The 24180-nt window shown below is 52.5% G+C and carries 24 protein-coding genes; 15 read left to right on the top strand and 9 right to left on the bottom strand.

Features of this window, described 5'->3' with window-relative positions; translation table 11 throughout:
• Window positions 1-121: 121 nt before the first annotated feature.
• Entirely contained in the window at window positions 122-2551 is a 2430-nt protein-coding gene (locus ACP158_RS08220) for a GcvT family protein (RefSeq protein ID WP_424945677.1), read from the bottom strand.
• A gap of 113 nt (window positions 2552-2664) precedes the next feature.
• Complete coding sequence (locus tag ACP158_RS08215) at window positions 2665-4185, bottom strand: trimethylamine methyltransferase family protein (RefSeq protein WP_424945676.1); 1521 nt, start codon at window positions 4183-4185, stop codon at window positions 2665-2667.
• Window positions 4186-4308: 123 nt separating this feature from the next.
• On the opposite strand from ACP158_RS08215, the gene ACP158_RS08210 reads away from it, so the two are divergent.
• The 5 genes from ACP158_RS08210 to ACP158_RS08190 all read left to right on the top strand — a co-directional run bounded on the left by ACP158_RS08210 (window position 4309) and on the right by ACP158_RS08190 (window position 8417).
• A complete protein-coding gene (locus ACP158_RS08210) occupies window positions 4309-5136 on the top strand; it encodes a phosphate/phosphite/phosphonate ABC transporter substrate-binding protein (protein ID WP_424945675.1) in 828 nt (275 codons plus the stop codon).
• A 159-nt stretch (window positions 5137-5295) separates the two neighbouring features.
• The gene (locus ACP158_RS08205; RefSeq protein ID WP_424945674.1) at window positions 5296-6075 is read left to right on the top strand and encodes an ABC transporter ATP-binding protein; all 780 of its coding nucleotides are present in this window, start codon (window positions 5296-5298) and stop codon (window positions 6073-6075) included.
• A gap of 46 nt (window positions 6076-6121) precedes the next feature.
• Entirely contained in the window at window positions 6122-6892 is a 771-nt protein-coding gene (locus ACP158_RS08200) for a transporter substrate-binding domain-containing protein (RefSeq protein WP_424945673.1), read from the top strand.
• 88 nt (window positions 6893-6980) lie between these two features.
• Window positions 6981-7700: an ABC transporter permease gene (locus tag ACP158_RS08195; RefSeq protein WP_424945672.1), complete on the top strand. Its 720-nt coding sequence runs from the start codon at window positions 6981-6983 to the stop codon at window positions 7698-7700.
• A 12-nt stretch (window positions 7701-7712) separates the two neighbouring features.
• Window positions 7713-8417, top strand: coding sequence for an ABC transporter permease (locus ACP158_RS08190; RefSeq protein WP_424945671.1), 705 nt, complete (start codon window positions 7713-7715; stop codon window positions 8415-8417).
• 5 nt (window positions 8418-8422) lie between these two features.
• Here ACP158_RS08190 and cobS read toward each other — a convergent pair whose 3' ends face one another.
• From cobS to ACP158_RS08165, 5 genes are read right to left on the bottom strand one after another with little or no spacing between them, the layout of a single operon-like run.
• A complete protein-coding gene (gene cobS, locus ACP158_RS08185; RefSeq protein WP_424945670.1) occupies window positions 8423-9166 on the bottom strand; it encodes an adenosylcobinamide-GDP ribazoletransferase in 744 nt (247 codons plus the stop codon).
• A gap of 8 nt (window positions 9167-9174) precedes the next feature.
• On the bottom strand, window positions 9175-9807 hold the full coding sequence (locus ACP158_RS08180) for a histidine phosphatase family protein (RefSeq protein WP_424945669.1): 633 nt from the start codon (window positions 9805-9807) through the stop codon (window positions 9175-9177).
• A complete protein-coding gene (locus ACP158_RS08175) occupies window positions 9800-10915 on the bottom strand; it encodes a nicotinate-nucleotide--dimethylbenzimidazole phosphoribosyltransferase (protein ID WP_424945668.1) in 1116 nt (371 codons plus the stop codon). The genes ACP158_RS08180 and ACP158_RS08175 overlap by 8 nt, the downstream gene beginning before the upstream one ends.
• Window positions 10916-10942: 27 nt before the next feature.
• A complete protein-coding gene (cobU, locus tag ACP158_RS08170; protein ID WP_424945667.1) occupies window positions 10943-11488 on the bottom strand; it encodes a bifunctional adenosylcobinamide kinase/adenosylcobinamide-phosphate guanylyltransferase in 546 nt (181 codons plus the stop codon).
• Window positions 11481-12602, bottom strand: coding sequence for a sirohydrochlorin chelatase (locus ACP158_RS08165; RefSeq protein ID WP_424945666.1), 1122 nt, complete (start codon window positions 12600-12602; stop codon window positions 11481-11483). The genes cobU and ACP158_RS08165 overlap by 8 nt, the downstream gene beginning before the upstream one ends.
• A gap of 278 nt (window positions 12603-12880) precedes the next feature.
• Here ACP158_RS08165 and ACP158_RS08160 point away from each other — a divergent pair, with 278 nt between their 5' ends.
• The 5 genes from ACP158_RS08160 to ACP158_RS08140 all read left to right on the top strand — a co-directional run bounded on the left by ACP158_RS08160 (window position 12881) and on the right by ACP158_RS08140 (window position 18026).
• A complete protein-coding gene (locus ACP158_RS08160; protein ID WP_424948429.1) occupies window positions 12881-13321 on the top strand; it encodes a CbtB domain-containing protein in 441 nt (146 codons plus the stop codon).
• 135 nt (window positions 13322-13456) lie between these two features.
• Window positions 13457-14161 (top strand): CbtA family protein, encoded by a 705-nt coding sequence (locus tag ACP158_RS08155; RefSeq protein ID WP_424945665.1) that lies wholly within the window; start codon window positions 13457-13459, stop codon window positions 14159-14161.
• A 30-nt stretch (window positions 14162-14191) separates the two neighbouring features.
• Window positions 14192-16027, top strand: a complete 1836-nt coding sequence (locus ACP158_RS08150; RefSeq protein WP_424945664.1) for a VWA domain-containing protein — start codon at window positions 14192-14194, stop codon at window positions 16025-16027.
• 41 nt (window positions 16028-16068) lie between these two features.
• Complete coding sequence (cobO, locus tag ACP158_RS08145) at window positions 16069-16689, top strand: cob(I)yrinic acid a,c-diamide adenosyltransferase (RefSeq protein ID WP_424945663.1); 621 nt, start codon at window positions 16069-16071, stop codon at window positions 16687-16689.
• Entirely contained in the window at window positions 16683-18026 is a 1344-nt protein-coding gene (locus ACP158_RS08140) for a cobyrinate a,c-diamide synthase (RefSeq protein WP_424945662.1), read from the top strand. Before cobO ends, ACP158_RS08140 begins: the two co-directional genes overlap by 7 nt.
• Window positions 18027-18095: 69 nt before the next feature.
• Here ACP158_RS08140 and recQ read toward each other — a convergent pair whose 3' ends face one another.
• Window positions 18096-20012, bottom strand: a complete 1917-nt coding sequence (gene recQ, locus ACP158_RS08135) for a DNA helicase RecQ (RefSeq protein ID WP_424945661.1) — start codon at window positions 20010-20012, stop codon at window positions 18096-18098.
• 376 nt (window positions 20013-20388) lie between these two features.
• Entirely contained in the window at window positions 20389-20643 is a 255-nt protein-coding gene (locus ACP158_RS08130; RefSeq protein ID WP_424945660.1) for a hypothetical protein, read from the bottom strand.
• A gap of 94 nt (window positions 20644-20737) precedes the next feature.
• On the opposite strand from ACP158_RS08130, the gene ACP158_RS08125 reads away from it, so the two are divergent.
• The 5 genes from ACP158_RS08125 (at window position 20738) to ACP158_RS08105 (ending at window position 23786) form a co-directional block, all read left to right on the top strand.
• A complete protein-coding gene (locus ACP158_RS08125; RefSeq protein ID WP_424945659.1) occupies window positions 20738-21598 on the top strand; it encodes a DUF5655 domain-containing protein in 861 nt (286 codons plus the stop codon).
• 193 nt (window positions 21599-21791) lie between these two features.
• Window positions 21792-22115, top strand: a complete 324-nt coding sequence (locus ACP158_RS08120; RefSeq protein ID WP_424945658.1) for a hypothetical protein — start codon at window positions 21792-21794, stop codon at window positions 22113-22115.
• Between the two features lie 176 nt (window positions 22116-22291).
• A complete protein-coding gene (locus ACP158_RS08115; protein WP_424945657.1) occupies window positions 22292-22810 on the top strand; it encodes a macro domain-containing protein in 519 nt (172 codons plus the stop codon).
• Window positions 22811-22902: 92 nt separating this feature from the next.
• On the top strand, window positions 22903-23379 hold the full coding sequence (locus ACP158_RS08110; protein WP_424948428.1) for an N-acetyltransferase family protein: 477 nt from the start codon (window positions 22903-22905) through the stop codon (window positions 23377-23379).
• Window positions 23380-23435: 56 nt separating this feature from the next.
• Window positions 23436-23786 carry a hypothetical protein gene (locus ACP158_RS08105; protein ID WP_424945656.1) on the top strand — a complete coding sequence of 117 codons (351 nt, stop codon included), beginning with the start codon at window positions 23436-23438 and terminating at the stop codon, window positions 23784-23786.
• Window positions 23787-24180 lie beyond the last annotated feature (394 nt).

Genomic DNA, 24180 nt, shown 5'->3' with positions numbered 1-24180 from the left:
AACCTGAGAAATGCAACAAATAGCGGTATAGCGTTTGGAAGTGAAATGAAAAAATTTTAGAAGCCAGAAAAACCTGGTCCAAAGCCCCAATAATTTCTACTCTGATCCCATCTCCAATCTCCTACCCTCTCATGCGCTTGCCATCGGGATCGAACAGGGGTTCGGTAAACAAGACGGCACGCCTGCGCTCGCCCAAAATCTCAATCTCAACCTCGCGACCTTCCTCAATCAAGGCGACTGGCAGGAAACCGATTGCCACGCTCTTTTGCGCATAGTGGGCGTAGCCGCCAGAGGTGACGAAGCCCACGACCTGATCGTCATGCCAGATGGGTTCATCCGCGACCGCGTCAGCGTCGTCTGCTTGCACAATAAACGTGCATAACTTTCTCGATGCCCCTTGATTTTTTTCCGCCAGCGCCGCTTCTTTTCCAATAAAATCACGCGGCTTGTTATACGCCACGAAACGATCCATGCCGGTTTCCAGCGGCGTGTAATCGGGCTTGTATTCCCGCAACCATGAACCGAAGGATTTTTCCAGACGCAGGCTCATCATCGCGCGCATGCCAAAAGGCCGTAGCCCTAAATCCCTGCCGGCCTGGCTCAGCACATGATAAAGACCGACTTGCTGGCTGGCCGGAACGTAAATTTCATAGCCTAAATCCCCGGTATAGGATACGCGCTGCACAATCGCCTGGCACGAACCGACCTGCATGTGTTGTACGCCAAGGAACGGCAACGCATCGGTTGAAACATCGCCGCGCGCCACGCGTGACAATAATTCCCTTGATTTTGGTCCGGCAATCTGGAAACCGATGCGCTGCTCGGAGAGGTTGCGGACTTGAACGCCGGACTCGGGCAGATGTTGCTCGAACCAGCGCATATGAAAAGATTGCGCCGCATACGAGGCGTTCATTTGGAAGGTCGCCATGCCGGTTTCGTCGCCCAAATGCGACACGGTGAAGTCGCCGATCAGTTTGCCGCGCGGGCTTAACATCGGCGTCAAGGTTAGCCGTCCCAGCTTGGGCATTCGTCCCGCCATGACCGTGTCAATCCAGGCTTCCGCGCCGCGCCCGGTGACCTCGAACTTGCTGAAATTATGGATTTCATTGATGCCCACGCCATTGCGTACCGCATTACATTCCTGTGCCACCGCGGCGAAGGCATTGGAGCGTCGGAAGGTCGGGGTTTCATACGGCGGCTCGCCTGGCGGCGCAAAATAGTTGACTTGCTCCATGCCATAGCCTGAACCGAATACCGCATTCTGTTGCTGCCAGATGGCATAGGCTGGCGTGGTTTTGAACGGTCGCGCGGCCGGCAATTCTTCATTGGGATAGGACACCGAAAATCGGCGTTGGTAGTTCTCGGTGACTTTTAGTCGGGTATAGGATTTGGTGCAATAATCGCCAAACCGCGACACATCCATCGCAAACACATCGCGCGACGGCTCGCCCTCAATCATCCACTCGGCCAGAATCAGCCCGACCCCGCCGGCCTGGCTGAAACCCGCCATCACGCCGCAAGCCGACCAATAGTTGCGCAAGCCGGGCACCGGCCCGACCAACGGATTGCCGTCCGGCGCAAAGGTGAACGGGCCGTTGATGATCTGCTTGATGCCGGCTTTAGCCAATACCGGATAGCGCGCAAAGGCGTGCGCCATGGCGTCGCCGATGCGGTCAAGATTGTCCTCGAGCAACTCGTTGCCGAAGTCCCACGGCGTGCCGTCCACGGCCCAGGGGACGCATTGTTGTTCGTAAAATCCGATGACCAGCCCCTGCCCTTCCTGACGCAGGTAGCTCTCGCCTTCCGGGTCCATGACATGCGGCAGCTCGGTGGGATGATTAACCACGGCATCTATTTTTTCCGTGGCTAGATATTGATGCTCCATAGGATGCAATGGCAAATAAACCCCAGCCATTTCCCCGACTTCACGCGCCCATAATCCACCCGCATTGACCACGTGCTCGGCGATCAAATTGCCCTGTACGGTAATGATCTCCCAAGTGCCATTACTATTCGGTTTAGTCTCTAGAACGCGGTTGCGCAGGATGATTTCAGCACCTTGTTTTTTCGCGGCGCGGGCATAGGCATGAGTGGTGCCGTAGGGATCGAGATGCCCGTCCAACGGATCGTAAAGCGCGCCCAGCACGCCATCGGTATTGGTGATGGGCGACAACTCGCGGATTTCTTCAGGGGTAACCAGATGGGTGTCCAGCCCCATGTAGCGATGCTTGGCGCGCTCGGCGCGCAGATAATCCATCCGGTCCGGCGATCCCGCCAGCGTAATCCCGCCGACATGATGCAACCCGCAACTCTGTCCGGAAATTTCCTCCAACTCCTTGTATAAGCCGATGGTGTAGCCCTGCAAGGCGGCCATGTTGGTGTCGGCATTCAGGGTATGGAAGCCGCCGGCCGCATGCCAGGTTGAACCCGAGGTCAATTCCGCGCGCTCGATTAATGTGACATCGCGCCATCCTAATTTGGTCAGATGATACAGCACGCTGCACCCGACCACGCCGCCGCCGATAATCGCCACCTGAGTATGTGTTTTCATAACGTTTTTCCGCGTTGTGTTTAAGGGTTCAGCATTGATTGTCATGCTGATTGTCATGCCGATTCTACGGCATTTTTTATCCGCGCGGCTTTTGCAAAAGCCGCCAACCAGGCCTACCAATCAGGTTTGATTTCCCCCTTGCGTCTCATGACATATTCATCCAACTGCTCGCGAATAGCGACATCCAGTTCCGGCTCCTCGAAATCATTGAGAATTTGCTTGAACAGTTTATTGGCGCGCTCGGCAGTTTGCACCGACCCATTTTCCTGCCAGGTTTCAAAGTTACGCCAATCGGTTGCAATGGGCGCGTAAAAGGCGTCTTTGTAGCGCTCAATAGTGTGGCAGGCGCCAAAAAAATGCCCGCCGGCGCCGACCTCTTCGATCGCATCAAAGGCTAATTCCGCTTGGTTCACTTCGATGGGCTTGAGCGTCTCAGCCATCATTTGCACCATTTCCATATCGACGATCAATTTTTCAAACGAAGCGCACAACCCGCCCTCCAGCCAGCCGCCGCTGTGCTTGATCATGTTGCCATGCGACATCACCGCAGACCACAGCGACATACCGGATTCCCAGGCGGCCTGAGCATCCACACAGTTGGACGCATTGACATTGGAGGTGCGATAAGGAATGTTATATCGGCGCGCCAGTTGACCGCCAGCCAGCACCGCTTTGGCATATTCTGGCGTACCAAACGCCGGCGCGCCGGACTTCATATCGACATTGGAGGTAAAGCCGCCATACATCGCCGGCGCGCCCGGATTCACCATTTGCGTGACCGCTAACACCCCCAAAGCCTCCGCATTTTGCTGCGCCAATGCACCGGCCAACGTCACCGGGCTCATCGCCCCGGCCAGGGTGAACGGCGTGACCACGACCAGCTGCCCAAACTCGGCCATGGTCATCAGCCCATCCAGCATCAGACCGTCCACTTTCAACGGCGAGTTGGTATTGACCACGGTCATAATGCTGGGCTCTTTTTTAAGCGTTTCCTGATCGATAGACCGCGCCATGCAGATCATTTCAATCGCGTCCTCAATTTTTCCGTTGCCCAAACTATAGGCGTGCCAGGGTTTTTCCGTGAGCGTAATGAAAGCGCGATAAGCGTCAAGATGACGAGTGTGGGGCGGCAAGTCAATCGGCTCGACCGGGTAACCGGAATGTGCACCAATAACATTAAATGTCTGCCCTAACTTCAGGAATTTACAGTAGTCTTCATAATTGCCGGTGCGCCGCCCACTATCCAGATCAGAACAATTTGGCGCGCTGGCAACCAAAGTGAAATTGATGTGATTGCCGCCATAAACGGAATTGAACTTTGGGTTGCGGGCATGCAGCGTGAAGCGCGGCGGAATGGTGGCAATCTTTTCCAACACCATGTCGCGCTCCATCTTGACGTAACCGGTTTTATCATCGATAGTCGCGCCATGCTTCAGCATTAACCGACGCGCCCGGTCGTTGACGATTTGCAACCCAATGCGCTCCAGAATTTTCATCGAGCCGTCATGAATCAGTTCGATGGATTGTTCGCTCAAAATCTGGATGGGCGCATAGGGATTTTGCAGTTGCCGCAGCGGCAGTTGCTCGAGTTTGAAGGTGGGCTTTTGCCTTGCTCGATGGGATGGTCTGCTCATAAATTACAACTCATGGATTACAACAAAATATTGATGCGTCCGCCGAATATAATACAGAATATAAAACATAATATAATGGCGCATTGATAAAGATACAATATCATCGACGCGCACCAAACCGCCATGCCCAAGTTAGCCGACAACACTACCATCAGTCGCGGCATAATTAGTTGCGGCATGTACGCATTTACCCATAGACTGCGATGCGCCTGGCGGCAAATTTTGGGCGACCTGCACCATCACTTGCCGGCCCCTTATAATCAGGCGTTTGATCTTCGTTTTGATGATGCAACAAAAATATTAAGCGACCCGGAACTGTTCATGGGCCAGACCTGCGGTTACCCCTATGTGGCTAAATGGCGGCGCACGCACGATGTTGTTTGCGCTCCTGAATTCACGATTGAGGGTTGTGAAAATATTAAATGCTCAAGCTGGTTTGTCACCCGCGCTGACTCCGGGAAAGTCAGTCTCGATGAATTTTCCAATGCCCTCGCGGCGGTCAATAACACCGATTCAAATAGCGGAATGAATGTTTTTCGCTATGAAATCAGCAAGCATGCGAATTCCATGCCATTTTTCAAAAATGTATTGGTGAGCAATTCTCATTTACAAAGCATGAAGTGGATTGCCCAAGGCGCTGCCGACATCGCGGCGATTGATGCCGTGTCCTATCATTTTGCGATCGCCGCGGATTTAATCAACGCGGATGACCTGAAAATTATCGGGCAGTCGCGGCATACCGCCGGCCTGCCGTTCATCGTCCATAAGGGGTTGGAAGTCGATCGGCAACTTATTGTCAATGCGCTGAATGCGTCCCTTGAGGCCATGTCGCCGAAAAACAAGGCCTTCCTGAAACTCAAGCAATTCACGCCGGTCGACGAGCATGACTATGCCTCGATAAAGGAGCTCGAAACCAAAGCCCAAGACCAGGGCTACGCGATTTTACAATGAGTCAGGATGCCGCGATTATAAAAGCGGCAACGACACCGTCAGTGACATCCCGGCAACAATACGGTTATACTTCGCTGGCTGTTGCGCTTCAACCAATCAGAATAATCATCATAACCGAATTTCATTTATGCCGAATTTCATTTATGCCGAATTTTATTTATGAATGACGCCGCCTCAATCCCGACTATCAAAGTCGATGATCTACACAAGTCTTTCGGTGCGCTCGAAGTCATTAAGGGCGTGTCGATGACCGCCTATGAAGGCGATGTCGTCTCCATTATCGGCGCCAGCGGTTCTGGCAAGAGCACTTTTTTAAGGTGTCTTAACCTGCTGGAGAATCCGAGCGCGGGCAGCATCGAAATAAATGGTGAAGCAATAAAATTCAAGGCCGATAAAAGCGGCGATATGGCGCCCGCGAACAAGCGGCAAATCGAGCGCATTCGCACGCAGCTTGGCATGGTGTTCCAGGGCTTCAATCTTTGGCAGCATATGACGGTAATGCAAAACGTCATTGAGGCGCCAGTGCATGTTTTGAAGATCAAAAAAGCGGAAGCCCAGGAACGCGCCGAAGTTATTCTGAATAAGGTTGGCGTGTGGGAAAAACGCAATCAGTATCCGGCGGTGTTGTCCGGCGGCCAGCAGCAACGGGTCGCGATCGCCAGGGCGCTGGCGATTGAGCCGAGCGCGCTGCTTTTTGATGAGCCGACATCGGCGCTGGACCCTGAGTTGGTGGCGGAGGTGCTTAAAGTCATAAGGGAATTGGCCGAAGAAGGTCGCACCATGATTATGGTGACCCATGAAATGAATTTTGCCAGCAACGTCTCATCCCATGTGATATTCTTGCACGGTGGGCGTGTTGAACAACAGGGATCGCCGCGGAAAGTATTCAAGGAAGCCGAGAGCGAGCGCTGTCGTCAATTCGTCCGCTCGGTTAGTTAGGTTCATTTAACTAACGATTATTAAAACCAAAATGAGGAAAAAGACAATGAAGAAATTTACTAAATTAATCATCGCGGCAAGCATTGCCATGTTCATGTTTAGCACTAACGTTTATGCCCTGAAACTCGGTGTTGCCGCCGAGCCTTACCCGCCCTTCGCCGAGAAAGACGCCTCGGGTACGTGGAAAGGCTGGGAGATTGAAATTGCCGATGCCATTTGCGCGGCCATGGGCGAGCAATGCGAATGGGTCGAAGTGGCCTGGGACGGCATCATCCCGGCGCTGATGGCGAAAAAATTCGATGTGATTATGTCGTCCATGTCGATCACGGAAGAACGCATGAAAACCATCGCGTTTACGGATAAGTACTACAACACCCCGGCCGTCATCGTCGCGCCCAAAGGCTCCGGCATTGATGGCAGCCCGGCCAGCGTCCGCGGCAAGATTATCGGCGTCCAGGTTTCCACCATCCACGAAAACTATGTGTCCAAGCATTTTGGCGATTCAGCCGCAAGCATTAAAACTTACCAGACATTTGATGAGCATAATCAGGATCTGGTGGCCGGTCGGATTGACGCCGTGGTCGGCGATTCCTTGGCGATGAACCCGTTTTTGGACAGCGCCAGTGGCGCGTGCTGTGAAATCGCGGGGGAACTCAATGATGTTGCGGTATTCGGTCCCGGCGTTGGCGGCGGACTGCGCAAGGAGGATACCGAGTTGAAAGCAAGATTCAATGCGGCTATCGCCAAGATTCGCGCGGACGGCACCTTCCAAAAAATCTCCGAGAACTACTTCAGTTTCGACATTTACGGCGGCTAGGCACGCTGGAAATCACTCCCTCGTCCGCGCGATGGGCCCGCGCGATGAAGGAGTGAAGCGATATGACAAAGTGATATGACAAAGCAATATGCTTGAGTCATTAGGGCTGGAGTTGCTTGCTTTCTCGCCGCCCGGATGGGGCGGCAATCTGTTGCGCGGTTTAGGCATGACCCTGCAAATCGCATTCGGCGCTTATGCGCTTGGATTGTTCATCGGGCTGGGCGGCGCGCTCGGAAAAATATACGGCGGCCCCACCCTGCGCTGGTCGCTCGAAATCTACACCACGCTGGTGCGCGCGGTGCCCGAGTTGGTGTTGATACTGCTGCTGTACTACGCCGGCACCGACCTGCTCAACCGACTGCTGGAGTCGTTCGGATTTGAGCGGGTTGACATCAGCGGCTTGGCGGCCGGCATCTATGTGCTTGGCTTCGTGCAAGGCGCATATATTATTGAAGTCATTCGCGGCGCCATTGTCGCGGTGCCGATCGGTCAGATAGAAGCCGCCAAAGCCTGCGGCATGTCATGGGTGGTCACGCACCGCCGCATCATCATCCCGGCCATGGTGCCGCTGGCGTTGCCGGGGCTGGCGAACTTGTGGCTGATTGTGACCAAGGACACCGCGCTGTTGGCGGTGGTGGGATTCAGCGAACTTGCGCTTGAGACCAAGCAAGCGGCCGGCGGCACCAAGGAATACTTGATGTTTTACTTGGCGGCTGCGTTTCTCTATCTGTGCGTGAGTCTCATATCAAACGTTATTTTTAGATTATTGGAACGCTATTATCGGCGTGGCCAACCTGACTTGTCATAGGACGGTATGGGTATGGAATGGTATTGGGTCGCTGAGTACACGCCGAAATTTATTGAAGGATTATGGATAACCATTAAATTACTGGTGCTGTCCATCGTCCTGGGCATGAGTCTGGCGACGCCGATCGGTTTGGTGCAAGTTACCGGACCAACCGTGCTGGCATGGTTGGCGCGGGGATTTTGCGCGGTGATACGCGGAACGCCGCTGCTGATTCAACTGTGGCTGATCTACTATGGGCTCGGTTCTGTGTTTCCCTTTATTCCGGGCATCCGCGAAAGTTTCATTTGGCCGCTGTTGCGCGATGCCTTTCCCTATGCCATTTTTGCATTTTCACTGAGCGTGGCCGGCTACTCCGGCGAAGTGATGCGTGGCGCATTCAAGAGCGTCAACAAGGGCGAGTTGGAGGCGGCGCGCGCATTCGGCATGAAGCCTTTTACCGTGTTGCGTCGGGTCTGGTTTCCGCGCGCCGTCCAAAATGTATTGCCCACGCTCGCGGGCGAATTTATTTTGACCCTGAAGTCGACGCCGCTGGCCGCCACCATCACGGTATTTGATGTCTATGGCGTCGGCGGCATGGTGCGCCAGGAAACTTACCGAATATACGAACCGCTGCTGTTGGTAGCGGGAATATATATCTGCCTTTCAGGCATCATCATCGCGTTCTTTCGGTGGCTTGAGCATCGCCATGCGCGCCGCCGGCTGTCCACTGGGCAATGACCCGGTCAGTTTCCGACCACTAAGCTAACCAGCACAAACGCTTCCGCGGTTTCGACCAGGGCGCCGTAAATATCTCCGGTAGCGCCCTTGACCGGTTTTATCAGACACCGATAGATGAGCAAAAATGCGAGCGCGCTCGCGACCGTTGCAATAATAAATGACTGCAACGAAACGATGCCAAGCGCCAGCGACAAAACCAATCCGGATATCCCAATCGCTTTGGCCGACATAGTGGATGGCAACGACCGACCAATGCCATCGGATCGAATGTAAGGCGTTGCGCAAATAACGATGCTCAAGGCAATGCGCGCCATCACCGGCGGGAAAACTAATAGCAGCCAGTCGCCTTGCGCCAGCAGCGCCGACAGCGCGCTGAACTTCACCAATAGAACCAGCGCCAGCGCCACAATCGCGCCGACGCCGCAGGCGGTATCTTTCATGATCTCCAGCATGCGCGCAGGCGTATGCCCGCCCATCCAGGCATCGCCGCAATCGGCCACGCCGTCCAGATGCAGCGCGCCGGTGATGCCGACCCATATTATCAGCACGACCATCCCGACTATGGCTGGCGGCAGTTGGAGCCATTGCGACAAAACCCAGGCGATGGCGGTCATTAAAATACCGATGACCATGCCCACTGGCGCGTACCAGGCCACCGTATCGCCGGACAATGCGGGCGGGTGTTCAAGCGCTTTTCCGAATGGCAGGCGGGTCAGGAATTGCAGCGCGCGCAAGAAAGAATTCATCATGAAATTCATCATGCAGAACTCGAATTGTGGGAGTCGAGTTGGAACCAGTCCGCGGCATTGGCTTGGTGATAGGCAATGATTCGGCTATGGCAGGCGTGCGGCACGCGAAATCGAAACAGCGTGCCTGGCGCGAGATCGAACACGCTGGCGAAAATTGCCCGGGTAACGCCGCCGTGAATGACCAATAATATTCGTTTGCCTTGGCGCCGATTGATCAGCGCGATCCAGGATTGATGAATGCGCTGCAGAAATTCTGCGTATCGATCGCCGCCGTGCGGAGCCGGCTTGGTGGGTTGCGCCAGCCAGGCTTGCCACTGCCCCGGATATGTGTTTGCTATTTCACGATATGACCGACCTTCCCATCGTCCAAAATCCACTTCCGCGAAGCCGTCGTCAACCACGTATTCGATGGCCAGACGCTGGCTCAAGTGTTCGGCAAAGTCGGCGCAGCGCTGGCGCGGCGAAGTGATGCAGACATCCCACTGCGCCCCCTGCTGCACCAGCCTGGCGCATTGATTATGCAACTGCGCCCAGCCTGCTTCCGACAACTTCGGGTCGGTGACGCCGCAAATCACGTCGCCGAGAACATGCTCGCCGTGCCGCAACAAATCAATTTCGGTGCGCTTGGCGCCGTTATTCATCCGCGCCGTCTGAGACCCCGGCCTCGGCAAAAGTCGCCATGTCGTTTTGCAAGGCGCAGGCGCATCGCAATAAGTTGACCGCGACTGCCGCGCCGCTGCCCTCGCCTAACCTCATTCCCAGCGAAAGCAAGGGTTGCGCCGATAAAGCCTGCAATACCAAGCGATGGCCGGGTTCGGCGGAGTCATGCGAAAACAACATCCACTGCCTGACCCCGGAATTAACTTGGCATGCCGCAAAGGCCGCGACGGTGGAGATGAAGCCATCAACCAGAATAGTCATGCCGCGTTGCGCCGCGCCGATATAAAAACCGACCAGCGCGACAATCTCAAAGCCGCCCAATTCGCCTAATAAATTAATGGGCAAATTAATGGGCAAATTAATGGGCAAGTCAATGGGTTGTCGTGGTTGCGGCGATCGTGGCTGCTGGGTTTCTTGCAGGCGCGCCAATGCTTTTTCGATGATTTTTAACTTATTGGCAACCCCCTGGCTATCCAATCCGCTTCCGGGACCCACTAAGTTTGCGGCCGCGGAAATGCCAAAAGCGGCCGCCAGCGCAGTCGCTGAGGTGGTGTTGCCGATGCCCATTTCGCCGCCAATGACCAGGTCAATATTATCGGTGTATTCATCGATAATGCTCTTCCCCAACGCCAGCGCCGCCATACATTGCGAGCGCGTCATGGCCGAGCGCAGCGCAATATTCTGAGTGCCCTGAGCAATCGGTTGATCGATCACCGGCGCGCCAAAATCCTCTGGGTTAATGGCGCCGGCATTGACCACGGTTAACCCGGCGTCAATCTGCTTCGCGATCACACTAATGGCGGCGCCGCCGCGAACAAAGTTTTTCACCATCTCCGCGGTAACCGCCTGCGGGAACGCGCTGACACCCTCATTGGCGACGCCATGGTCGCCCGCGAATATCGCGATTTCAACATTGTCCACGGTCGGCGCCAGGCTGGACTGCATTGACGATAACGCCACCGCGACTTGCTCCAGACGACCCAGCGACCCGGGCGGCTTGGTCAGTTGCTGTTGTCGTTGTTGCGCCTGTTGCGCCGCGGCCTCGTCTATTGACGGGCAGCGATTTAAAAACCAATCATTCCGGCTCATTTCATTCATGTCATTGCGATTTTATCATTACGATTTAAGCAGGTGGGGAATGCCATGCGTCATCGTGGTCACACGGCTCGCGATTTGCGCCAACTCCTGATGCAGCCACCCGCTTTCATCGATGAATTGCCGACTAAGACGGTTGGTCGGGGTAACGCCCATTCCGACTTCATTGCTGACTAGCAGCCAATGCGCCGCGGACTGCTGCAAGCCATGCTGAAAATTCTGTTTTTCTTCATGCCATTTCTCATGCCATTGTTCATGTCCTTGATCATGTCCTTGTTTTGGCATATCGGAGCATAACCAGTTTGACAGCCACAGCGTCAGGCAGTCCACCAGCAGCACATCGGTCTCGCCGAAATGTTCAGTAATCCGCGACAAATAGCGCGGCTCTTCGATTAAATTCCAGCGCGCGCCGCGCTGGCGTTGGTGGCGTTCGATGCGCGCCGCCATTTCATCGTCGGCCGGTTGCGCGGTCGCGACAAAATGCAAATCGGCATCACGCGCTTCGGCAAGGGATAAAGCGTGCGCGCTCTTGCCGCTACGCGCACCGCCAATGATCAGTTCAATCATGCGCGGTTTGGCATTGCGGTGTGCGATCATCCGCATCGGGCGGCCCGCGTTTTTGCCGCAACCGCCGCGCTTCTGCAATGACTTGTTCAGGGAACTGGCTCATAAAACAGCAGCAAACCTGCTCATCGATCATGCTTCTGGGACCATGCGGATGGGCAATATGACGATAATATTCGTGTCTGTGACCGCGGTCGTGGTCATGGCTATGGGAATGATCATGATTGTGCGGCCGATCGGGTTCAAATTCAGCATGATGATGATGAACGCTGGCCTCGCCTGCGGCCAGTCTGGCCTGGAAGTTTTCCAGCAACCCGTCATTGACTGCAGGCTGGGACACCGTTTCCTCGATTCTGATCATAAAGGCATTGATAACATGGGCCTGATCACGCAAATAATCCGCCAGCATAAACTCGATGTCGGGATTTTTCGCCGCGATCTTTTCGACATAGGCGTTAATGCGCCCAATCAGTCGGCCAGAGAACAGAAAATACGGTGCCACCACAATCTTCTTGAATCCCAGTTTGACCGCCATTTCCAGGCCGCGACCGACTGATGGAAACGTCACCCCGGCGTACACTGTCTCGCACCAGCCAAAGCCCATATTCTCAGCCACAATCCGGGTCAGTTTCGCAACCTCGGCATTGGCGGTCGCCACCGAGGTGCCGCGTCCCACCACCACCAGCAGGGTGTCATACAGCGCGCCCGCTTCAGGTAGGCGTTCCAATCCCACCGCCGCCATGATGCGATGCTGAAAGGCCTGAATCATCTCATCATGCAAACCCAGCGCCGTGCCGTATTTAATGGTAATCCGCGGATGCTTTTGCATATAGGCGGTCAACACCGAGGGAATATCATTGCCGGCATGGGTCGCGCTGAACAACATTCCGGGCAGCGCGAATATATTTTTCACGCCGGCCGCAAGCAGCCGATCCAGCGCCATGTGAATATTCGGCGAAGAGTATTCCAAAAACCCATATTCAATCTGGAGATTGGGGCATCTGGCGCGCAAGCCCGACATCAGCAGGCTGAACTCTTGTTCGGCGATTTTCGCCCGGCTGCCGTGACCGCAGATAATGATTCCGCAATTGTCGGGCAGTGCATTTAGAATTGACATTGTAACATTGATATTGTGCTTCTGAATCGGCGGATTATACCTTTCAATTTCAAAGCGGTGTTATAAATGCCGGCCCGCAAAATATATCTGAAATGACATAGTCACGGACAGATCGGTATCGGTCAACACAAAAACCGCAGAAAAAAATCATGAATAAACAGATCAACAGGATTACTTTTTGAATATGTTTGCTATAATGCGGCGGATTAAGTCAAGGTCTCTTTCAGAATTTACTGGCAGAGTTTATTGGGAAGACAGAATATTTTGTGGTATTGCTGATGCGAGCAAGCCCAAGATTAGCCTGCGCTGCCCCCGCAACGGTTCAAATACGCAATGCGAATTTGATAAAGCCCGGAACCAAGCCTTGCTTGATTGGGATACAACGTGCAGATAACCCGCGTTTGCTGTCTGTCTTCAAATCTGCATTGCGTATTAAAATGAATCACTATTTGCACACGGGTGTGTGTGTACCGGAGAAATCACAAATGCAACAAACTTTCCAACAAATTTTCAAGGCGGCAGCGCCAAGCAGTCCAGCCATCGCCGTCAGGTCCATTGCTCTCAGGTTCACTGCTATTAGGCAATCCGCTATGGTTCAAATTTTTGGCGCGATTTTGCTGGGCCTGGTCATGCTTTATGGAGTCGGCTTCGCCTCAATCGACGTGGCGCATAATGCGGCGCATGACGGCCGACACGCGGTCGCGTTTCCCTGTCACTAATACGCTGGCAGTATTTAAGCCTTAGTGTTTCCTGGGCGCTCTCTGCGGCGCCGGCTTGGATCTTCGTGCAACGCTTTCTCAGGGTTATCACTCAGGGTTTATCACTCCGGGTTTATCGGTCAGGGGTATCCGTCAATGACGTTTAGAAACATCGTGTTTTCCGCATTGGTGGCGGGCCTCATCGCCGGCGCTTTATACGGGCTGTTCCAGCAACTCAAAATCAACCCGATTATTTATGCCGCCGAAGTGTATGAAGTCAATGAGTCGAACGGTCTTGCGGCGGCGGATCTTGCATGGGCGCCGGCGGACCGGATGCAACGAATACTGGCCACGCTCGGCGCCAATATCCTGATCGGCATGGGATTATCCCTGCTGCTGATTTGCGCGATGTCATTGCACAACCTGAAATCCAGCAAACTCAAGGTCAATTGGAAAACAGGCATAATATGGGGGCTTGGACTGATGGCATCAATGTTTGTCGCGCCAGCGCTATTGGGGCTGCAACCGGAAATACCCGGCACCCTCGCGCAACCCCTGCAACATCGCCAACTAATGTGGATCTCCATTGCCATTTCGACCGCCGCGGGATTATTGATTATTTACTATGCTCGTCGGCTGGTTAAGTTTGCAGGAATCATCATGATTGTCCTGCCTCATTGCATCGTCGCGCCGGCCCCAACCGCCCACGGTTACGTCAATAGCGACCCTGCTGCGGTGGCGGCATTGAACGAACTGTCGCGCCAGTTTGTGATCATGTCGTCCATCGGCATGTTGATTTTCTGTGTGCTACTGGGGTCGCTGAGTGGATTCATCAGCACTCGTTTTGTGCGCTTCGACTGATCTCCGCGCCATCAAAACTATAACCAAACGATGCAACCAAACTTCCCTTTCTCCGCCATTGTCGGTCAGGATCAATTAAAGACCGCGCTATTGCTGATCAGCGTCGATCCGCAAATAGGCGGGGTGCTGCTCAGCGGGCCACGCGGCAGCGCAAAATCAACCGTGGTGCGCGGTCTTGCCGACCTGACCCAAAATCAGCCGTTTGTTACCGTGCCGCTGGGCGCCAGCGAAGAAATGATCACCGGGTCATTCGATCTGGAAAAAGCGCTGAACCATTCCGAAGTCGCGTTCCGGCCAGGCCTGTTGGCAAAAGCCAACGGCGGCATTCTCTATGTTGACGAAGTCAATCTGCTCAACGACAATCTGGTCGATCTGCTGCTGGACGCCGCCGCATCAGGAATCAATCTGGTCGAGCGAGATGGCATCAGCCATCGACATGACGCCAAATTTTCACTGGTCGGCACGATGAATCCGGACGAAGGCGAACTGCGGCCGCAACTGCTGGATCGTTTTGGCCTGATGGCGCAGGTTGCAACCACGTTTTCATTGGTCGAACGCGAGCAAATTGTGCGCCAACGCTTGGCTTATGACCGCGACCCCGAGCAGTTTCTTGAGCATCATCGCGCCGAGCAAGACGCGTTACGCGAGCAGATTGCGTTGGCGAAAAAACATTTGTCAACCGTGACCGTGCCGGATTCAATGCGCGCCCAGATCGCGCAACGCTGCGCCGACGCCAATGTTGAAGGTTTTCGGGCGGATCTCACCATGCACCGCGCCAGTTGCGCTAGCGCGGCACTGGACCACCGCCGCGTAGTGTTCGCGTCTGATTTGGACGCGGTCGCGCCTTTGGTATTGGCGCATCGCCGCCAGGCAGCCGAGCGCAAGCAACCGGCGCCAGCGGACAACGACGGGTCATCGGGCAATGCCGGCGGCGAGCCTTCGGCGCGAAATCAGGACGCCTCCAGCCCGGGCTCGTCCAGGCCAAAGTCATCCTCGCAAGCATCATCCAAACAAGCATCATCCCAGCAAGGATATGGCGGCGCCATGGCTACGGTGTCAACCGCCACGGCGGCGGCGCGCCTGATGCCCGCGGCGGCGCGCGTCATGTCCTTGCCGGCGGCCCGCGGCGGTCGCGCGTCATCGGCGCAAGCCACCTACGCGGACCAGCGCAGCGGCGCATCGCGGTCGCCCCGGTTTACCCGTCAATGCCAGCACAACCACCGCCAGAATAACAACCGCAAAATAGACTGGTTCCGAACCTTGGGCCTGCATCATCAGGTCGGCGCGCCTCATAACGGACGCCGCCGCGTGCGCGCGCATAACCGCGAACATAACCTGGAGTTGCAATTTCGTTACCCGCGGCCGGCCTCCATCGAACTGGATTTGGTGTTGCTGGATATATCCGCATCAACCTTAAGCGGACAGGGGCTAAGTCAGGCCAAAGGCGTGCTGAAAGCGTTATCAAAACGCAGTTATCAAAAACGGCGACAGTTGAGTATTGTCACTTTTGGCAATGATCGAGTCAGCACTTTGCTTCATCCGCAACGCGCGCCGCATGATATTCAAGATAAACTGGATTCGATTCGCGCTGGCGGCGGCACCCCGGCAGGACAAGCCCTGAATTATGCCGAGAGCCTGCTTAACCGCCAGCGTTATCGGCACTTAAATTGCTCCATTTTTCTGGTGACCGACGGCAGATTGCCCCTCATTTCAATGCAGTCGGCGATGCGCCATCCGGTGTTGTCAGCGCACCCCATAACCATCGTGGATATTGAATCGAGCCGTATTAAACTGGGACAGGGCAAGTGCTTGGCGGAGCAAATCCCCGCACAATATATTCATGTCTCCGAGTTGCCGCTGGCCTGAATTACGAACCTGAGTTACGAACCTGAATCACGAGTACACTGATGACCGATGCCCACAAAAACGATAGCGTCGAGGACGACCGGCACCGCGCCAGGATGCTAAAGAAAAAAGCGGTGATCGACCAACGCATCGCCCGAGCCAATCAACAACGCGGAGTTTTGATCCTGATGAAGGGCAACGGCAAAGGCAAGAGTTCGTCGGCATTCGGCACCATGGCGCGCGCGCTCGGTCATGGCCAGCAAGCGGGCTTGGTGCAGTTCATCAAGGGCCGGAAAGAAACCGGCGAATATCGGTTTTTCAAGGATCACCCGAGCGTGGATTTTCATGTCATGGGGCATGGCTTTACCTGGGAAACCCAGGACAAAAACCAGGACATCGCGGCTGCGGCGCAGGCTTGGCAAATAGCGCGGAAGATGCTGCAGGACGACCGCTATCATATTCTGGTATTTGATGAAATGTCGTATATGTTTAAGTATGACTATCTGGATGTTGAACCCGTGGTTGCGGCGTTGAACGCGCGCCCTGAAAATCAAAATGTCATTATTACCGGACGCACCATGCACCGCGCGCTGATGGACATTGCCGACACGATTAGCGAAATCGCGGATATTGAGCATGCCTTTCGCAAAGGCGTGAAAGCGCAACCCGGCATCGAATGGTAAATCCGACAACGCGGGCGGCGCGGGCAACACGGGCGATTCATGCAACCCGGGCAAAAGTCAAATGCCCGGCCCTGTTCTTTTGCGCGCCCGCTTCCGGCCAGGGGAAAACCACCATCACTGCTGGCATCGCCCGCTACCATCGCAACCGCGGCTTGGATGTGCGCGTGTTCAAAACCGGCCCGGACTATCTCGACCCGCTGATTCTGGAGCGCGCTTGCGGCGCGCCCGTGACCCAGATCGATTTGTGGATGGTCGGCGAGGCCGAATGCAAGCACATTTTATATCAAGCGGCATGCGAGGCCGACCTGATTCTATTTGAAGGTGCGATGGGCCTGTTCGACGGCGCGCCCAGCAGCGCGGACTTGGCGGAATATTTCGGCATTCCCATTGCTATCGTGATGGACGCCCGCGCCATGGCGCAGACCTTCGGCGCCATTGCCTTGGGCTTGGCCACGCACCGGCCGCGGCTGCAGATTGCCGGCGTGATCGCCAATGCGTTGGCCGGTGAACGACACCAACAACTGATTTCTGAATCAATGCCGCGCCAAGTTGCGCTGCTCGGCTGCGTCGGCCGCCATCCCGATATTGCTCTCCCAGAGCGGCACCTGGGCTTGGTGCATCCCGACGAAGTGGCGGATATCGACCAGCGGCTGGATGCGTTGGCCGAGGTGATGGCGCAGTCTGGCCTGACAAAAATTCCTGACCGCGTGGAGTTTGCCGATCATGACATTGCCGAACCCGAAATGTTGCTCGGTGGATCGACCATCGGCATCGCCAAGGACGACGCGTTTTCCTTCATCTATGCCGCCAACATAAAATTACTCGAGCAAATGGGGGCGACTTGCGTTTACTTTTCGCCGTTAAACGACCGGGCAATTCCAGCGGTGGACGCATTATGGCTACCCGGCGGTTACCCGGAATTGCATCATCAAAAGTTGTCGTCCAACGACGCGATGCGACGCCAAGTCAAAAAGTTTCATGCGAGCGGAAAGAAAATTCTGGCCGAGTGCGGCGGCATGCTTTATCTGATGAATTCGCTCACCGACGTGCCCGGCGAACGAGCGGAAATGATGGCGGTTTTGCCGGGCGATGGCGTGATGCGCGAGCGCGGCGGCTGCCAGGGCATGCAAATCGCGCCGTTGCCGCAAGGCGAACTTCGCGCGCACGCTCATCACCGCACGCGATGCGAAAATACCATGCAGCCGATTGCCTTCGGAAAAAGACTGCGCCACTCGGCGCCGGGCGAGCCGATCTATCAAACCGACAATATCACCGCCAGTTATTTGCATTTCTACTTCCCGTCAAACCCAAAAGCGATCGCCAAACTGCTGTCATGAAGTCCTGCTTTTTTGATGCGGTTTGTTTTTAACGCAAGGGGTGGTGAAACCGTAATCCAAAACAAGCGCTCAGGTCTGGTCTGCAATCACGCCTAAAAATCGTTCGCCATATCGTTCCAGTTTGGTATCGCCGACGCCGTTAATGGCCAGCAATTCGCTCAGCGTCTTTGGGCGCAACAGCATCATTTCTTTCAAGGTGCTATCGTGAAAAATAACATAAGGCGGCACGCCATTTTGTTCGGCAAGCGCCGTACGGCAACGTTTCAGCGCGTCCCACAATGGCGGGAATTCCTCGGGCCCACCGGAGATAACGCCGGATAAGGCGGTCGGCGTATCTTTGCGCCTGCGTTTAATTTGGTCATCGCCCTGATCATCACTTTGGTCATCACTCCGGTCATCACTTTGGGCTTTGCCTTGACTCTTGGCAACAACGCCATCGTGGCGTAGCATCAATGCAATTTCGCCACGCAGCAACGGACGACTCTTTTCGGTTAACCGCAGCGCGCCATATCGCTCCGCATCACTATATAAGTATCCCTGCACGATCAGTTGCCGAATGACCGACCGCCAATGTTGCACGCTGTCTGACTGACCCAATCCAAAGGCGCTCAGTTGGTTATGCCGATGTTGTTTTACTTTAACCGTGGTCTTTCCAATCAGCACGTCGATGACATGAGCGGCGCCGAAACGCTGCCCGGTTCGCACCACGCCGGACAGCAGTTTCTGTGCATCCAGGGTCGCATCCCAGGTTTCCGGCGGCATCAGACAGATGTCACAATTCCCGCAAGGCGATTGTTCCAAGGGCGGGCGTGATTCGCCAAAATAATCCAGCAACGCAATACGGCGGCAACGGCTGACCTCGCACCAACCCAACAAGGCATCCAGTTTAGAGCGCTCGACTCGTTTGAATTGTTCATTGGCCTGCGACTCCGCCAACATTTTGGATAGCCGAACGACATCCTGCAATCCATAAACCATCCAGGCCTCGGCCGGCAAATCGTCACGACCGGCGCGGCCGGTCTCCTGATAATAGGATTCGATGCTTTTAGGCAAATCCAGGTGTGCCACAAATCTGACATCAGGTTTGTCGATGCCCATACCAAACGCAATGGTGGCAACCATGATGACACCTTCCTCAACGAGAAAGCGTTGTTGATGGTTTGAGCGCGTCTGGCTATCAAACCCGGCATGATAAGGCAAAGCCGGAAATCCTTTGTTGTTCAACCATTCGGCAGTTTGCTCGACTTTTTTGCGAGACAGGCAATAGATAATGCCTGATTCATGCTGATGGGTTTGCAAAAAGGTCAATAGTTGTTTGCGGGCATCTAGTTTGGGTTGCACCAGGTAGCGGATATTTGGGCGATCAAAACTGCTGATAAAAAACTCGGGTTTTTTCAAAGCCAGTCTGAATGCAATTTCCTGACGTGTTCGTTGATTAGCAGTCGCCGTCAACGCCATCCTCGGTGTTTGCGGAAAATGCTGCGCCAAGATATCCAGGGAAAGGTAGTCCTGCCTGAAATCGTGGCCCCATTGGGAAACGCAGTGAGCTTCGTCAATGGCAATCAACGACAGTTTTATTTGCGTTAGCCGCTGTAGTGTATCGGGTTGCAGTAATCGCTCTGGCGCGACATAAAGAATTTCTAATTTATTGGCCGACTGACCGGACTCAAGCTGACGAAAAATCTCACGTTGCTGGTTAAATGAAAGCGTGGAGTTTAAAAATGCGGCATTAAAACCCAGTTGACGCAATGCCGAAACCTGATCCTGCATCAGTGCGATGAGCGGAGAAACAACCAGAGCGAGTCCCTCGCGAAGTATTCCGGGAATCTGGTAACAGATGGATTTACCGCCGCCAGTGGGCATCAATACAACACAGTCGCGTCCCGCCAATGCAGTCTCAATGATTGCCGCTTGCGACCCACGAAAGGCCGGATATCCGTATCGTTGTTTTAAAATCTCAAGTGCTTGTTCCGTGGTGGCTGCCATGATGACTGAATGAAATCCTTAAAAAAATATGCCGTGAATTCTATACCTCATTTTCTGTTTTTTACAATAGGGTTTTTATTTTTGATTATAATGGCCACCGCATTAAATCAGTTATTGACAGGTTTTGAACATAATACCAATTAGGCATTGTTGACAAGATTTAACCAATGGCAATGAAAAAACACATGGTTTTATTTTTAGGTTCAAGATACTTTAAGCGGTCGATTTCGGATAGATTTTAGCAGATATTGACACCTATTTTCGTGGCGCATATTGAAGCGAGACTCACACTCTTTCAAAGGAGTCCGGCTACGCCGGACTCCTTTGCTTTGATGCCGCGCCGTTCAATGCGAGAATGACGGCCGAGAGGGCGGTGCTAAAACACCGCTGGAAAGGAGCAAAACGGGCAATGAATCAGACAACACATATGCTCGCATTGCCCGGCGATGTGTTGTCTGATTTGAATATACAATCGGCTGGTCCCTGGGCCAGAGATGCCAGTGATTTGAGCGACTTCGCAAGCCTCGATATCAAGGCAAAACAGCCGTGGAATCGCCCTGAATTTATTATCCGAATTCGGCAACGAATGACATGCTTGTTTTTCATTTATAGAACAATTAGGTATGACCATTTCACTATACCTTAAAGTATCTTGAACCTATTTTTAATACGGTATACAAAAGCAATAATGCCTTAATACTAAATGTTAGTACCCAAAGAAAGATATGAAACACATCAAACTTAAAACGGTGAATTTGAAAAACCATCCACAGTTTAATGAAAGATGGTTGCAGGACATTATTGCTGACGACCCTTCAATTATCGGTGTTGGTGATGTCATTCTAAAAGATAAAGAAAGAAGTCATATTGGTGCTGGTCGGTTAGATTTGCTGTTGCAAGATGCAGATGGACATGGAAGGCATGAAGTGGAAATACAGTTAGGTGCAACCGACGAATCCCACATTGTTAGAACCATTGAATATTGGGACATTGAAAGAAGAAAATATCCCCAATATGACCATACGGCGGTACTAGTTGCTGAGGATATAACGAGTAGGTTTTTGAATGTAATCGGTTTATTTAATGGTTTTATTCCAATTGTTGCAATTCAGGTGATAGCCATCGACACTCCAGAAGGTATAGGACTTCAATTTACTAAAGTCCTTGATACCGTGAAACTTGGATACCTTGGAGAAGATGAAGAAGCATCAGAACCAACAGACCGAAGTTACTGGGAAAAACGAGGCGCCAAAAAAACAGTTTTACTAGCAGACAAGATTCTTGATATATCGGAATCCTTTTTGCCTTCTGTCGAGTTTAGTTATAACAAACATTATATCGGGTTTTGGGTTGATGGCCGCGCATGTAATTTTGCAGTATGCCGTCCTCAAAGAAGTGGGTTGCGTCTTGACATACGCCTGCCTCAGACAGAGAAAACAGAAGAGATCACTTCAAGTTCGCTTGATGTGCTTGACTACGACAAACGCTGGGGAAATTACAGATTAAAATTAACGGAAAAAGATATTTCTGAAAAGGAAGAGATTATAAAATCTTTACTAAAACAAGCATATGAACTACGCAAATAGCGCTAACAATCGGTTGCACTCGGACACTGTAAAAGCTGGGTGTTAGTTCAAGAAACGGAGAACGAAAATGATGCCAGGACCCACAATAATCAAAACATGCTCAGAATGTTCTGGCTTGGTAGAAGAACATACTATTGCATCAGGTAATACGTTTGGCGCTACATTTTAGACTGATGGCAAAAAAGATGCGCCAATGCTTCCTGATCAGCCTTGGCTTGTAAAATGCCCTCACTGCCAAGCCCTCGTATGGGCTGATGAACAGGAGAAAATAGGAGAAGTTGACCCATTCCGCAATAGTGGGGCTACTAAAAGCGCGAAATCATACAGCGCGCCAGAATTACATGATTATTTTTCTAAACTGAAAACAAGCGATCTCAGTGAAAAAAAAGAACAGTACCTTCGTTTGCGTGCATGGTGGGCTGGAAATGATAAAAGAAGAGGTGCTAATAAAAAACAAAATTTGTCTGATGAAGAACGGGGGAACTTGCAGTTACTTGAGATGACGATGAGCGCATAATGAAGGCTGAAATCAAGAGGGAATTAGGTCAATTTGAAGACGCAGAAGCCATTATAAGGCACTTTCAATTCAACCATCCGGCCGCAATTAGCGCCTAACAAGGCAAATCAACACGCCTCATATTTCGCTGGTGCTTAAAATGCGCCGGTTATTTGCGAAGTTAGGTATCAAATTCAATGAGTCAAATTAATATCACACCAGGCGACATCACAACTGCATCCGTAGATGTAATTGTTAATGCTGCCAACCCCATTATGCTTGGTGGCGGCGGTGTAGATGGCGCTATCCATAAAGCTGCGGGTTCAAAACTATTAGAAGAATGTCGCAGGGTTAAAGCAACTAATGGTATTCGTTGTCCATCCGGAGAAGCAAGAATCACTTCTGGTTGCAATTTAAAAGCAAAGTTTATTATACATACAGTTGGCCCCAGGTATAAAATCGAGAAAACCCCTGAACATTGTCTTGCCTCAGCTTATACTAACAGTTTAGACCTTGCTGTTTTAAACGACTGCAAGTCTATCGCTTTCCCAGCAATTTCTTGTGGGGTCTATGGTTACCCTATTCAAGAGGCGGCTGAAATCGCAATATCAACTTGCCTAAAAAGTAAATATAAGAATTTGGCAATTAGTTTTTTTCTATACAACAAATCAACTTTTGAGTGTTGGATTAAAGCGCTTGAAAGGCTGAGTGCTTAACAAAACGATGCCCCGGACAAGTTTCGCTAACGCTCAACGTTGTCGGTGATATCAGTGTTATCTGTCATCATAATTTGGAGTAACGAGTGCCGATGATAGAAATTCGTCAAGCGACTGTTGAAGACGCTGCGCTGATTCTCAAGTTTGTGACGGAACTTGCCGCTTATGAAAAAGCCAGGAATGAAGTGGTCGCCACAGTGGTTGATATTAAAAATTCTTTGTTTTGCGGCGACTCGACAACGAGTGCCGTAATATGCAGTAAAGGGCATGAGCCTATCGGGTATGCCGTGTATTTTTTTAACTACTCAACCTGGCTGGGAAAGCCTGGGCTGTACCTTGAGGATTTATACGTTTCGCCAGAGCACCGGGGCATTGGCGCTGGCACGGCTATGCTAAAACACTTGGCAAAAATCGCGCTTTCAAAAAACTGTGGCCGCTTTGAGTGGAGTGTTCTTGACTGGAATGAATCGGCGATAAAGTTCTATCAATCAATTGGCGCAAAATCACAACAGGAATGGGTGGGTTACCGTTTGTCCGGGAAAGCCCTTGAAGAATTTGCTAATAACTAAAAATGGTTCAAGATACTTTAAGGAAAATATTATGACGATAAGTTATTATCAACACTATGAAAAGCAAGTATATCATCCGTTCCCGAATTTCGGAGAAGGCATTTAGGGAGATATTGAAGTTGTTTTGCATAGATATAGAAGCGTCAAAGATAGCTAAAATCACCGGCGTGAGTCGTCCGGCGATCAACCGAATTGTCGATAAGATCAGAGACAGAATTGCCCATGACTGCGAACGCATCAGCCCGTTTGAACCTGGTTCGGTTGAGCTGGACGAAAGCTATTTCGGCCCCCAGCGCGTGCAAGAAAACGCCGGTTTTCGGCATGTTGCAGCATGGCGGTCAAAAATTTCAATTCGTATCCAGAATCTCCCGAAGTCATTAGATTACGCGAGGGAACGTACGAATTGATTCGTGCGCGACAAACCATTGAAGATATGGTCAAAAACGAAATTGACGTACAGTTGGAAAATTTACCATAAACAAATGAATCAACTGTTCCTTTTTATTTTGTTCACTGTGCCGTTGGTTTGGAGTCCCGGTCCGGTCAACATCCTGTTGGCCGGTTTGGGCGCCAATCATGGCATTTGCAAAAACCTGCCATTTGTCGGCGGATTGATTTGTTCGGCAACTCTGATTTCAATTGTCTGCTTGTTAGGTTTTCAGGTTGTTCTACAAAACGAGGGAGTTTATCGCGGGCTGGTTGTCGCCGGCTCGTTGTACATTATGTATTTGGCAATCAAGTTGTATCGTCTGCAACCAAATACCATCGACAAAAATGTCGTTACACACCGATTTCGAGACG

It is taken from the genome of Candidatus Spongiihabitans sp. (assembly GCF_965247905.1).
Classification (GTDB): Bacteria; Pseudomonadota; Gammaproteobacteria; order Arenicellales; family Poriferihabitantaceae; genus Spongiihabitans.
The sequence above is the reverse complement of the archived record's forward strand: the minus strand, read 5'-3'. Positions and strand labels throughout refer to the sequence as shown.